Source organism: Uliginosibacterium sangjuense, from assembly GCF_059132465.1.
Map to the genome: position 1 here is coordinate 2,533,640 of NZ_CP101132.1, position 12,297 is coordinate 2,545,936.

Sequence of the window (12,297 nt, forward strand, 5' to 3'; positions counted from 1 at the left end):
CCCCACCATCGACCCCCATGACCCCACCGATTCCTGTCGACCTGCTGATCGAAGCGCGCTGGATCATCCCGATTGAGCCGGCCGGCGTTGTACTGGAGCACCACGCGGTCGCGGTACGCGCTGGCCGCATCGTCGAGACCCTGCCCATCCACGACGCGCGCACCCGCTACCTGCCTGCGGAAGCGGTCAGCCTGCCTCACCACGTCCTGCTGCCTGGCCTGATCAATACCCATACGCACGCCGCGATGAGCCTGATGCGCGGCATCGCCGACGACCTGCCCCTGATGCGCTGGCTGGAGGACGCGATCTGGCCGACGGAGCGCACCCACCTGTCCGAGCAGTTCGTCTACGACGGCACCCTGCTCGCGGGCGCCGAGATGCTGCGCTCCGGCATCACCTGCGCCAACGACATGTACTTCTTCCCGGACGCTGCGGCGCGCGCCTTCGACGAACTGGGTATGCGCGCCATGCTGGGCGTGACGGTGATCGACTTCCCCACCGGTTACGCCAGCGACGCCGACGACTACCTGCGCAAGGGCCTGCAGGTGCGCGACAAATGGACAAACCATCCGCTCCTGAGCTTTGCGCTGGCTCCGCACGCCCCCTACACGGTGTCAGACGCCGCCTTCGAGCACATCGCGAGCCTGGCGACGGAGCTCGACGCACCGATCCACCTACACTTACACGAAACGCAGGGCGAAATTGAAGACAGCGTGCGCGCGCATGGCGTGCGCCCCTTGCAACGCCTGCAGCGTCTCGGCCTGCTGGGCAGCGAACTCCTCCTGGCCCACGCCGTTCACATGACTGACGAGGAACTGGACCTGCTGGCTACACACCGGGTCAGCGTTTCGCACAACCCGACCTCCAACATGAAGCTGGCCAGCGGCATTGCCCCTGTCGCCAAGATGCTGGCCCGCACAATCGAGGTCGGCCTCGGCACCGACGGAAGCGCCAGCAATAATCGCCTGGATATCTTCCAGGAAATGCGCCACGCTGCATTACTGGCCAAGGTCAGCACGGGAAATGCAGACACCCTTCCGGCGCATCAGGTACTCCGGATGGCCACCCTGGGAGGCGCGACGGCACTGGGCCTGGGCGCGGAGACGGGCTCCATCCGCCCCACCAAGAGCGCTGACTTCTGCGCCATTGCACTGGATGACTGGATTACCCATCCTTGCTTCGATCCGGCTTCACATGTCATTTATGTTTCAGGTCGCGACCATGTCAGCGATGTGTGGGTTAACGGAAATAGGCGCGTGGCGGATTATCAATTGTTGCACCCGCACAACAGCGAATTGCTGCGGATTTGCAGCATGTGGCACAATTCCATTCGGAGTTGAGCCGGGATGAATCTCGCACTGCGTTAATCATTTCGCCCCCATGCCGAGCGACTCAACCCACAAGTAGTTTGGGGCAGTCACACCTCTCGGTCCCCAGTTTCTGATCGCAAACAAACCTTGTTAGGGGAATACACAATGAAAATGAATCGCAAGTTTGTTCTGGCCGCAGTTGCTGCGCTGGGCTTCCTGTCGGTTGCTCACGCACAAACCAAGGATTACACCGTCGACGCAAAGCCGGGCGACATCATTCCTTACGCCACCGACAGCCGTAGCGTCCTGACCCGCAACGCCACCGGCATGTGCTGGCGCACCGGCTTCTGGTCGCTGGACGCAGCCAAGAGCGTCAAGGTCAAGGAAACCGGTTTCCCCGTCGGCTGCTACTGCGATCCCGACCTGATTCCGAAGGACATGTGCGTGCCGAAGCCCGCTCCGGTCGCTGCTGCGCCGGCCCCGGCTGCTGCGCCCGCTCCGGCTCCCGCGCCCGCCCCGGCTCCGGTCGCCCAGAAGGTCACGGTCAATGCTGACGCCCTGTTCGAATACGACAAGGCCGTTATCAGCAGCGAAGGCCAAAGCAAGCTCTCCAGCTTCGCCGACAGCCTGAAGGCCATGAACCTGGAAGTCGTGATCGCTGTGGGTCACGCCGACCGCATCGGTTCCGACAAGTACAACCAGGCCCTGTCCGAGAAGCGCGCCGCCGCGATCAAGGACCTCCTGGTCAGCAAGGGCATCGATGCCAACCGTGTCTACACCGAAGGCAAGGGCGAAAGCCAGCCCGTGTCCGGCGACAAGTGCAAGAACATGGGCGCTGAATCCGGCAAGAACAAGAAGCTGGTGGATTGCCTGGCCGCTGATCGCCGCGTCGATCTGGAAGCCGTCGGCACCAAGAAGTAAGCTGCTGCTCCGGTAAGAAAAGCCCTGCTTCGGCAGGGCTTTTTTGTTTATACAATCGCACCACCTCGTTCTCCCGGGACCCCCGATGCCCACGCTCAACGCAGACGATTCGGAACTCGCCAAGTTCGGCGAACTGGCCCACCGCTGGTGGGACCCTGAGTCGGAATTCAAGCCCCTTCACATGATCAATCCGCTGCGCACCCAGTGGATCGACACCGCAACCCCACTGGCTGGCAAAACGGTACTGGACATCGGTTGCGGCGGCGGCATCCTGTGCGAAAGCATGGCGCGCCTCGGCGCCAAGGTCAGCGGGATAGACCTGTCAGAAAAACCTCTGTCCGTCGCTCGCCTGCATCTGCATGAAAGCAACCTGGACATCCGCTATCGCAAGATCGCCGCAGAAGAGCTTGCGGCCACTGAAGCAGGCCAGTACGACATCGTGACCTGCATGGAGATGCTGGAGCACGTGCCGGACCCGGCCAGCATCGTGCGCGCCTGCGCCACGCTCACCAAGGCAGGGGGCACGGTCTATTTCTCCACGCTCAACCGCAATGCCAAGGCTTATCTGCTGGCCGTCGTCGGCGCCGAATACGTGCTGAACATGCTGCCGCGCGGCACACACGACTACCAGAAGTTCATCAAGCCCTCCGAGCTGTCGCGCTTCGCCCGTGACGCCGGTCTGGATGTCCAGGCTTTGACCGGCCTGCACTACAACCCGGTCACTCAGCACTATCGCCTTGGCGAGGGCACCGATGTCAATTACCTGATGCGCTGTGCCCGCACAGCCTGAAGTCATGACCCGCGCGATTTTCTTCGATCTCGACGGCACCCTGGCCGACACGGCCCCCGACCTCGGCTCGGCCCTGAACGCGCTGCGTGCCGAAGAAGGCCTGGCTGCGCTCCCGCTGGAACATCTTCGCCCTTATACCTCGCAGGGTGTGCGCGGCCTGTTGCGTGCGGGCATGGATGTACTGCCCGAGCACCCGGCCTACGCGGGTTATGCCGAGCGTGTACTGGGGCACTATCAGCGCGACATCTGCAGGCACACCACGCTGTTTGCAGGCATGCCGGAGTTGCTGGACCACCTGGAGGCGCGCAATCTCCTGTGGGGCATCATCACCAATAAACACACCCGTTTCACGCAGCCGCTGGTCAAGGCGCTGGCGATCGACACGCGCGCCTGCTGCGTGGTCAGTGGCGATACAGCGGCACGTCCCAAGCCGGCGCCAGACCCCTTGCTGCACGCCTGCCAACTCGCCAGCCTGGCCGCGACCGACTGCATCTACGTCGGCGATGATCGCCGCGACATCGAAGCCGGTCGAGCGGCTGGCATGCGCACTATCGCTGTCCGCTGGGGTTACCTGGGCGTGGGCGACCCCATTGAAAGCTGGGGCGCCGACCATATCATCGATGAACCGGCGGAAGTGTTGGACTGCCTCGCCCCTGCCGCTTACAATTGAGGCCTGCAACACAGATCACCGGGGGCGACATGGCTTCGACGGGGGTCGCGAAGCAGCTTGGTGCATACCGAGGACCAGTGACCTCGTAAATCCATCTGGAAATCTATACTCGCCAACGACGAGCAATTCGCAGTAGCCGCTTAAGGCTACAGCCGCTGCACTGATAGGTCTCTGGATCAGGCCGGGCAACCGGCAGCAGCGTCATTCACAGAGACTCGTGCCGTTTCGGGTTACTTGAGACGGAGCTAAAACCAAGGTGACTCGCCCTGCGTCGGCCTGCCGATCGGCTAAGCGCAGGGTTAAATTTAAATAGAACGGCTAAGTATGTAGATCCGGTTGTAGAGGACTTTCGGACGGGGGTTCGATCCCCCCCGCCTCCACCAGCAAGAAGAAAATAAGGCCTTGAAATTCAAGGCCTTATTTTTTTGCCGCTCCTGCAGGCTGCGATTCTTTTCGACTGGAATCGTCCTGTGATCGCAGCTTTTTCGCAGCATGCCCAGGCCACTGCAAGTGCTTAGGCTGCATAAATCTGCACACTTTTCCGACAGCGCGCCCTGCCCCGCCGCGCCCCCTGTAGGGCCGGAAAGAGCCTTCCTTGCGCCTGCAAGTATTCCGCCCCATGAAGAGGGCGGGCGTGGCGGGGGAACGACCGCGCGCCAGTTAGTCGAACAGGGGGGCATACGGGATAGACTGGGCACGAGTGCACCACACGTGCGGGTTCGACATGGATTCAGAGAAGAAGCGCTACATGCTGGACACGAACGTCTTCAACCATTTGCTTGATGGCGAGATCGACTATTCCCAGTTGCAAGGCAAACATCTGGTAGCAACCCCAATTCAACGAGAGGAACTCAACAACTGCCTCGCGTCTCCGGATCCCTCTGTCAGGGGCAGAGCTGAACCGCTTGCAGCCAAGTTTTCAGAAACCGCGAAAGCAGTACTTCTCGCACCGTTCTCTCTTGATGTTGCAGGGGCAGGGTTAGGAGAGTCTGTATGGGGTGACGATGCAGGAGAAAATATCTACGAAACGGTTCTGAGTCGGATGGGGCAATGCAAAGGCAGGAAACGGAAGTCCCGTGATGACAACATCCCCGACGCACTTATTGCCCAATCAGCATTCATGTACGGCTGCATCCTCGTTACCAATGACGGATGTCTGCGTGATGCCGTAGAGGGACTTCTTCCGTGTGAAGACTGGCGGCTCCACTCAAGCGGTGAAGCCGCCAGCAGTACTGATGACTAGAAGAGCTGCCCGCTCTCCATCGGATCCCAGTTCGCAAAAACCAGCTCCCTGCTGGTCTGCGGCGCCCCATTCGCCTGATTGCCGTTGCTGTACTTGATGTCCAGCTCATGGCAGTGGAAGGCCGCGAAGAGCTCGCGGATGGCAGGGTTATCGTTAATCGAGAACATCACCTTGCCCTTGCACGTGCCCATGAAGTGGGCCAGGCGCTCGTACTCGCTCCACGGGAAACCCACCCCATACCCTTCGGTCTCCCAGTACGGCGGATCCGCGTAGAAGAAGGTGTGCGGCCGGTCGTACTTCTCGGCACAGGCGTGCCATTGAAGATGCTCGACATAGACACCAGCAAGGCGCAGATGCGCCGCTGCTAGTTGGTCGTCGATCCGGTAGAAGTTGTAAGCAGGACCGGTGGTCGCGGTACCGAATGTCTGCCCGTCGACCTTGCCACCGAAGGCATGCTGCTGCAGGTAGAAGAAGCGAGCTGCACGTTGAATATCGGTGAGAGGTTCAGTGGGTTGCTCCTGATGCCACTTGAATACCTGCCGACTACTGAGCGCCCACTTGAACTGGCGCGCGAATTCCTCCGGGTGGTTTTGGATCACCCGATACAGGTTCACCAGTTCGCCGTTGATGTCGTTTAGCACCTCGGTGCGCGCTGGCATCGGGCGTAGGAAGAAGAGCGCGGCGCCGCCTGCGAACAGCTCGACGTAGCACTCGTGGGAAGGGAACAGCGGGAACAGTTTGTCTGCGAGGCGGCGCTTGCCGCCCATCCATGGAACGATAGGGTTTGCCATTGTGTTACACAGTTGATAGCCTTCGGCCCGCCGTGTGCACGGTGCGGTGTCTTGGCTGAATGCAGCTCACTCTGCAGGAGGTGGCCGGTTCAGGTGTTCGCGCACCTGGGCCGGTCGCACCGTCTCAGCTTGCTCAACCTTGACCAGCGTCGAGCGAGTAGTCGTTGAAGCGCACGATCTCTTCACCAGCCCAGGTGTTGATCGCAAGCAGGCGACGCTGCAAGGGCCGCAGCTCGTTTTGCGCGAAGACGCGCGCAGCCTTCTCTACATCGCCGAATCCGCCCACGTTGCCGGGCACGATCCCCATGAGCTGCGGCGGCACACGGTGCGCAGCAAGGATGTCGTCGCGGCTCACCCCCTTGATGTTCAGGAAGTCATCCTTCGCCGCCACTTCACTCACCGGAATCAACTGCACGCCGTCCTTCTTGCCGTTGGGTGCGTAGAGAAACAGGTTCTTAAAGTTCCCCGGGCCCTTCGCTTGGCGGAAGGCCTCCTTGAGCGCATCAATGTCATCCTGCTTTTGCGCCTGGTCGGTCATGTAAAAGATGAAGCCAGCATGTGATCCGTTGGCGTAGTACTTGCGCCGGAACAACGTCGCCGACTCGTTGAGCAGCGCGGCGTTGATGGCGGCGAGATACTCTGGCATGCCGTAGATCTCCTGCCGAAGGTCCGGCTCGCGGAGCTGGAACACATCCCCCGTCGGCATCTCCTGTTCTTCATAGCCGCGATGCAGCCACCAGAAGGAGCCGGGCGCCACGCCGCGGCGCACGTACAACGCCAGCGGCACCCGGTACCTCATCGCCTGCCCGATCATCGAGCGCACACGCTCGACGTAGCCATTGCCGAGCACCAAGTAGTCCAGCGCGAGCTGGCTGAACTCCTGAGCATTGAGCTTCGGATGTGGGATGAAGGTATCGAGCAGGATGTTGCGCTTGCAGTAGATCGCGCTGGCGTGGTGGGGGGCCGCCCGGAAAATCTGCGCCAACCCTGGCAGATGAAGCGGTGGCGAGTAGTACTTGCCACTGATCTCGATGCACTCGAGGTAGTCGAAGATCTCGCGGCGGTCGAGCACCGGTACCGGGTCGCCCAGGCTGAACTCCATGGCCGTGGCCTGTGCCTGTGGCGTCTGCGCTTGCGATAGACGGACGTTGTTGTGGGGGGTGCGCTTGCGCGACATCAGATGATCTCCATGGAGCTTTGATTGGTGGCCGTCGAGCCTTCAAGCGGCTCACGGATCAGGGCATGCATCAGCGCCCACGCCAGATCGGCGTGGCTGGTTTCCTGCGAGCGCCCGGCCTCGAAGGTCATCTGGCGGCCCGACGCGGTGGTGGTTTTCTTGATCGACATAAGCGCGGCGGCCAGGTCCGTGGCGCCGGCATCGAACTCCAGGCGCCCCGCATTGATGACCGACATGGCCTTCATCACAAGGCGCACCTTCATGTCGACCGAGTAGAGAATCGGCATCACGCTCGGGTAGAACTTCTGCACCAGATCGAACACGGCTTGGCCCATGCCGGTGGTGTCAATCCCGATGTGCCCGACGTTGTAGGTCTGAGTGAGCAGGCGGATGCGCTCGGCCTGCTCTTCGAAGTCCAGACCCGCGAACTGGACACGGTCCAGCACGCGGAATCTCCCTCCCGCGCGGTCGGGTGGTGCCAGCACGATGAGACCGGCCGAATCTCCCGACCGGGCCGGGTCGTACCCGATCCAGACCTCGCGGTATCCGAACGGGCGCGCTGCGAATGGCTTGAAGTCGCCCCACTCTTCCCAGGCATCCACCATGCAGCGCTGCAGGACGTTGAGCGGGAAGATGCTCTGCCCGTCATCGATGAACTGGCACATGAAGAGCTGCAGGAACTCTTCGGGCGAGTACTCGAGGCGGAGCTGCTCGATGTCGAACAGGTCGCAACCGCTGGCCAGGGCATCGAGGATCGTCACGATCTGGCGCCACTGGCCATCTTCGCAGCGCCGACCGGCCGCCAGCGCCGTGTGGCTGACGTCCAGCTTGATCCGGTCCTCCTTGGATCGCCCTCGGTTGAACAGCGTGCCGTCCCAGAACGGCACCGCCTCGTGGGTGAGCGAAGACGGCGTCGAGAAGTAGGTCTGGCGCCAGCGCTTCTGCGAGGCCATGCCGCTGGCCACCTTTCGCAGCTCCTGGAACTTCGGAATCCAAAAGTACTCGTCCAGGTACAGATTGCCGTGGTAGCTCTGCGCCGTGCGGCTGTTGGTGCCCAGGAAGATCAGCTCGGGAGACTCACCGTTGGGCAGGTGTAGCGTGATCTTCTCGCCCTGCAGCTCGACGTCAGCCGAGCTGCGCGCAAAGTCCTGGATGTAGCTCTTGAACTGGAAGGCCTGCGCCTTGCTGGCCGACAGAAAAATCTGATTGCGCCCGGTGTGGATCGCATCGACCAGCGCCTCGCGCGCGAAGTAGAACGTCGCGCCGATCTGGCGCGACTTCAGCACGTTGCGGATCCGCTCGACGAACCCGGCCCGGTGCCAGTGCTTCTGGTAGCCAAAGAGATCGTCGAGGAAGGCCTCGCGCATGCGATTGGCCTGCTCTTCGCTGATTGCATTCTTGGGCGGTGCCTTGCGCGTGCGTGGGGCGGCGTTGCGCTCTGCGATCTTCGGATTGAGATCGGTCTCGCGCCCACCCGGCGCGCTGTACTTCTTCACGCGCGCGGTGCGCTCGAGCTGCCGCCCGAGTAGATCGATCTCCTTGTAGTCGCAGCCTTCCTTCTGCTCCTTTGCGACCAGCTTCATCAGACGTGCTTCGATCACGGCCTCGACACGGGCGACGGGCTCGGTCTCGTCCCATAGCTGGCGCCGCTTCCACGAATGAATGGTGGCCGCCTTGATGCCCAGCATCTCGGCGATGCGCGCCACGCGCAGGCCTTGCCAGTACAGGTCGCGCGCCTGCCGGCAAGGGTCCATGCCGGGAGCATTGGAGATTGAGATGGGCGGTTGCGACAAATCCATGTCGCCCACTTTGCCGCCGCGCGCGCGCGAGTCCGGTCGCGGCGTGTTGTAGGCCGGCGCGCATACAACACATGGGCATAGCTCGCAGTCGCTTGAGTCCCGATGATGGCTGTGTCGAGCGCGATATCGCGCCAACACAGAAATCCAGACCACGTCAGGGGATCAGCACATGAGCCAGAAGGCAAAGAAGTTCAAGCGCGTCAGCAAGTTTGTCCGCATCGGCGTCGAAGGCGCCACCACCGACGGGCGCACGATCGAACGTGCATGGCTCGAACAGATGGCCTCGAGCTACAACCCCAACACCTATGGTGCGCGCGTCAATCTCGAACACTTCAAAGGCGTTGACCCCAACGGCCTGTTCAAGGCCTACGGTGATGTCATCGCCCTCAAGACCGAAGAGGTCGAGATCGACGGCAAAAAGAAGCTGGCGCTGTTCGGCCAGATCGCGCCCACCGACGAACTGATCGCCCTGAACAAGAAGGGCCAGAAGGTCTACACGTCGATGGAAGTGCAGCCGGACTTCGCCAAGACCGGCAAGGCCTACCTCGTCGGCCTGGCCGTCACGGACAGCCCCGCCAGCCTTGGCACTGAAATGCTGGAGTTTTCGGCCAAGAGCGGAGCGCTCAAGAGTCGCAAGCTGCACGAAGACAACCTGTTCAGCGCGGCCGAAGAGGTGGTGTTCGAGTTCGACGAGATCGAAGAAGAACCCGGCCTGCTGGACAAGATCCGCAGCATGTTCTCGCGCAAGCAGGACTCCGACGACGCCCGTTTCGCCGATGTGCACGCGGCGGTCGAAGAGATCGCCTCGCACCAAGTGGCACTCAACGACGAGACCTCCAAGCGCTTGGGCGAAGCCGAGGCCGCCATTCAGAAGCTCAGCGCCACCGGCGACGAGCTGGCCAAGGTGAAAGCCCAGCTCGAAGACCTCACCACCAAGCTCAGCAACACCCCGGGCGGGGCGCCGCGTGCCCCCGCCACGGGTGGCAAGGGCGACGTGACCACCGACTGCTGATCCTCAACGAGTTCCCACCCAATCCGCCTTTCGGAGACCGAACAATGCGCATCGAAGCCCGCCAGAAGTATTCCGCCTACCTCGCCGCAATCGCCCAGTTGAGCGGCGTGAGCGACGCCACCAAGACCTTCACCGTCGCGCCCAGCGTGCAGCAGACGCTGGAGACCCGCATGCAGGAGTCCTCGGACTTCCTGCAGCGCATCAACATTGTCCCAGTCCCCGAGCAGATCGGCGAGAAGCTGGGGATGGGCGTCGGCGGCCCCATCGCCAGCCGCACCAACACCACCAACGCGGACCGTTCGCCGCGCAACGTGCTGGCTCTGGACAACAAGGGCTATCAGGCCGTGCAGACGAACTTCGATACCTACGTGCCCTACGCCACCCTGGACGCCTGGGCCAAGTTCAAGGACTTCCAGGCGCGGCTGCGCGACCTGATCATCAAGCGTCAGGCGCTGGACCGCATCATGATCGGCTGGAACGGCACACATGCCGCCGCAGACACCGACCTGATTGCGAATCCGCTCCTGCAGGACGTCAACAAGGGCTGGCTGCAGCACGTGCGCGACTTCAACGGCGGCTCCAACGTGCTGTCCGAAGTCGCCGCCGGTTCCAACAAGATCCAGATCGGTAACACCGTCGGTGCCGCCAATGGCTACAAGAACCTCGATGCCCTGGTCATGGATCTGATCAGCTCCATCCTGGCTCCCTGGTACCAAGACGATACTGAACTCGTGGTCATCCTCGGCCGCGACCTGTTGGCGGACAAGTATTTCCCGCTGGTGAACAAGGCGCAGGACAACTCCGAGGCGATCGCGGCGGATCTGATCATCAGCCAGAAGCGCGTTGGCGGTAAGCAGGCGGTCACGGTGCCCTTCTTCCCGGCCAACGGCCTTGCGATCACGCGCCTGGATAACCTGTCGATCTACTTCCAAGAAGGCGCGCGCCGCCGGCACCTCGAGGAAAACCCGAAGCGCAACCGGATCGAGAACTACGAGTCCTCGAACGACGCCTACGTGGTCGAGGACTTCGACTGCATCGCGGTCGCTGAGAACATCCAGCTCGTCGCCGCCTGATCGGGAGCACCCGCACCATGACCCGCCACGCCCTCGCTCACCGGCAGCGTGTGCTCGCCGCCCTGGCCGTCACGGCCGGGGCGGGTTCTTCCGAGCTGCGCGCCAACGCCACCGAGTACGAACTCATGCAGGCCTCGCTCGCCGAGGACCGCCGCCACCTCAAAACGGTGCAGAGCGTCGAACGCAAGATCGCCGTCAAGCGTGAGCTGCTGCCCAAGTACGCCGCCTGGTGCGAGGGCGTGCTGCAGGCCGACAGCCCGCGACAGGACGATGTCTTCATGACGATCCTGCTGTGGCACATCGACTGCGGTGATTTCGCCGCCGCGCTCCCGATGGCCGCCCATGCCATCAAGCACGGCCTGCAAATGCCGGACCGCTTCCAGCGCACCACCGCGTGCCTGATCGCCGAGGAGATGGCCGACACCACGCTGAAGCTCGAAGGGGTGGCACTGGCGCCCTATGCCGATCTGCTGCGTCAGTGCGAAGAAATGGTCACTGAGCAGGACATGCCGGACGAAGTCCGCGCCAAGCTCCTCAAAGCTATCGCTTACGCGCTGCTCGCTCGTGCCGAAGCCGAAGATGGGCCGCCAGACGATGACTTCGGCCTGCGCTGTCGCCTCTCCGCTCTCGACTACCTCAAGCGCGCCCTGCAGCTCCACGACAAGGTGGGCGTCAAGAAGGACATCGAGCGCCTCGAGCGCCTCACGCGCGACCCCAAGAACACGCCCGCCCCGGCGGCATAACGAGCGTCCCCGCGACCCTCGCGGCTCGGGGGGGCGAGCATCGGCCAGCCGATCGCTCAAACCCCCGACCACCGCGACCACACCGGAGTCACCATGAGCAGTCCCTTCGTCGCCACCGGCACCAGCAACCCCGCGGAAACCGACATCGATGTCGGCCCCTTCTGGCCGGCTGTGTCTCCGCAGGACTTCCGCGAAGCCATGCGCATCGACGGCAGCGTGACGGACGTCCGCGTGCGGGCGGCATTGGTAGAGGGCGCGATCAGCGCAATCGAGGGCCTGGCTACCTGGAAGGCGCAACAGATCGCCGCCGGTCACAGCTCGCTCGAAGAGACCAGCGACGAAGAGATCGACGGGACCACCAAGCACGTCCACCGCTGGACGCGGGCCGTCTATTGCTACGCCGCGGCCAGCCTCGCCGAGCGCTATCGCGGGGCCGACGCGACCGGCAAGGGCGATCAGCGCGCCGACCTGGTCGAGAGCCCGATCGACGATCTGCGCCGCGACGCCGCCTGGGCGCTCTCCGACATCGTCGGCCGGCCGCGCAGCACGGTGGAGCTGATCTGATGCGCGTGATCGCACACCAGGGCGACACCCTGGACCTGCTCTGCTACCGCCACTACGGCCGCACCGCCGGCATCGTCGAGACCGTGCTCGAAGCCAATCCCGGCATTGCCTCGCTGGGCGCGATCCTGCCGCACGGCACCGCCGTCGAGCTGCCCGACATGGCGCCGCCGGCCGTCAAGCAAACCCTCAACCTCTGGGACTGAA

The 12,297-nt window shown here is 62.8% G+C and carries 13 protein-coding genes and 1 other RNA gene; 11 read left to right on the plus strand and 3 right to left on the minus strand.

The features are described 5' to 3' along the window. The first annotated feature begins 17 nt into the window (after positions 1-17). The 6 genes from NMB43_RS11705 to NMB43_RS11730 all read left to right on the plus strand — a co-directional run bounded on the left by NMB43_RS11705 (position 18) and on the right by NMB43_RS11730 (position 4,934). A complete protein-coding gene (locus tag NMB43_RS11705) occupies positions 18-1,340 on the plus strand; it encodes a TRZ/ATZ family hydrolase (protein WP_494348340.1) in 1,323 nt (440 codons plus the stop codon). 135 nt (positions 1,341-1,475) lie between these two features. Then, entirely contained in the window at positions 1,476-2,231 is a 756-nt protein-coding gene (locus NMB43_RS11710; RefSeq protein ID WP_494348341.1) for an OmpA family protein, read from the plus strand. Positions 2,232-2,316: 85 nt separating this feature from the next. Beyond that, positions 2,317-3,021, plus strand: coding sequence for a bifunctional 2-polyprenyl-6-hydroxyphenol methylase/3-demethylubiquinol 3-O-methyltransferase UbiG (gene ubiG, locus NMB43_RS11715; RefSeq protein ID WP_494348342.1), 705 nt, complete (start codon positions 2,317-2,319; stop codon positions 3,019-3,021). Between the two features lie 4 nt (positions 3,022-3,025). After that, positions 3,026-3,691, plus strand: a complete 666-nt coding sequence (locus NMB43_RS11720; protein WP_494348343.1) for an HAD family hydrolase — start codon at positions 3,026-3,028, stop codon at positions 3,689-3,691. 20 nt (positions 3,692-3,711) lie between these two features. After that, positions 3,712-4,074, plus strand: a transfer-messenger RNA (tmRNA) gene (gene ssrA / locus NMB43_RS11725). Between the two features lie 365 nt (positions 4,075-4,439). Then, the gene (locus NMB43_RS11730; protein WP_494348344.1) at positions 4,440-4,934 is read left to right on the plus strand and encodes a type II toxin-antitoxin system VapC family toxin; all 495 of its coding nucleotides are present in this window, start codon (positions 4,440-4,442) and stop codon (positions 4,932-4,934) included. Here the strand turns inward: NMB43_RS11730 and NMB43_RS11735 are convergent. The 3 genes from NMB43_RS11735 to NMB43_RS11745 all read right to left on the minus strand — a co-directional run bounded on the left by NMB43_RS11735 (position 4,931) and on the right by NMB43_RS11745 (position 8,701). Beyond that, the gene (locus NMB43_RS11735) at positions 4,931-5,725 is read right to left on the minus strand and encodes a DNA adenine methylase (RefSeq protein WP_494348345.1); all 795 of its coding nucleotides are present in this window, start codon (positions 5,723-5,725) and stop codon (positions 4,931-4,933) included. The two genes, NMB43_RS11730 and NMB43_RS11735, sit on opposite strands and share 4 nt — an antisense overlap. Positions 5,726-5,858: 133 nt before the next feature. After that, positions 5,859-6,902, minus strand: coding sequence for a phage portal protein (locus tag NMB43_RS11740; protein WP_494348346.1), 1,044 nt, complete (start codon positions 6,900-6,902; stop codon positions 5,859-5,861). Continuing rightward, positions 6,902-8,701 carry a terminase ATPase subunit family protein gene (locus tag NMB43_RS11745; protein ID WP_494348347.1) on the minus strand — a complete coding sequence of 600 codons (1,800 nt, stop codon included), beginning with the start codon at positions 8,699-8,701 and terminating at the stop codon, positions 6,902-6,904. The genes NMB43_RS11740 and NMB43_RS11745 overlap by 1 nt, the downstream gene beginning before the upstream one ends. 169 nt (positions 8,702-8,870) lie before the next feature. Here NMB43_RS11745 and NMB43_RS11750 point away from each other — a divergent pair, with 169 nt between their 5' ends. The 5 genes from NMB43_RS11750 (at position 8,871) to NMB43_RS11770 (ending at position 12,296) form a co-directional block, all read left to right on the plus strand. Then, positions 8,871-9,713 (plus strand): GPO family capsid scaffolding protein, encoded by an 843-nt coding sequence (locus tag NMB43_RS11750; protein ID WP_494348348.1) that lies wholly within the window; start codon positions 8,871-8,873, stop codon positions 9,711-9,713. 44 nt (positions 9,714-9,757) lie between these two features. Further along, complete coding sequence (locus NMB43_RS11755) at positions 9,758-10,786, plus strand: phage major capsid protein, P2 family (RefSeq protein ID WP_494348349.1); 1,029 nt, start codon at positions 9,758-9,760, stop codon at positions 10,784-10,786. A gap of 17 nt (positions 10,787-10,803) precedes the next feature. Beyond that, positions 10,804-11,529: a phage terminase small subunit gene (gene gpM / locus NMB43_RS11760; RefSeq protein WP_494348350.1), complete on the plus strand. Its 726-nt coding sequence runs from the start codon at positions 10,804-10,806 to the stop codon at positions 11,527-11,529. Positions 11,530-11,622: 93 nt separating this feature from the next. Then, the gene (locus NMB43_RS11765; RefSeq protein WP_494348351.1) at positions 11,623-12,093 is read left to right on the plus strand and encodes a head completion/stabilization protein; all 471 of its coding nucleotides are present in this window, start codon (positions 11,623-11,625) and stop codon (positions 12,091-12,093) included. After that, positions 12,093-12,296, plus strand: coding sequence for a tail protein X (locus NMB43_RS11770; protein WP_494348352.1), 204 nt, complete (start codon positions 12,093-12,095; stop codon positions 12,294-12,296). Before NMB43_RS11765 ends, NMB43_RS11770 begins: the two co-directional genes overlap by 1 nt. Position 12,297 lies beyond the last annotated feature (1 nt).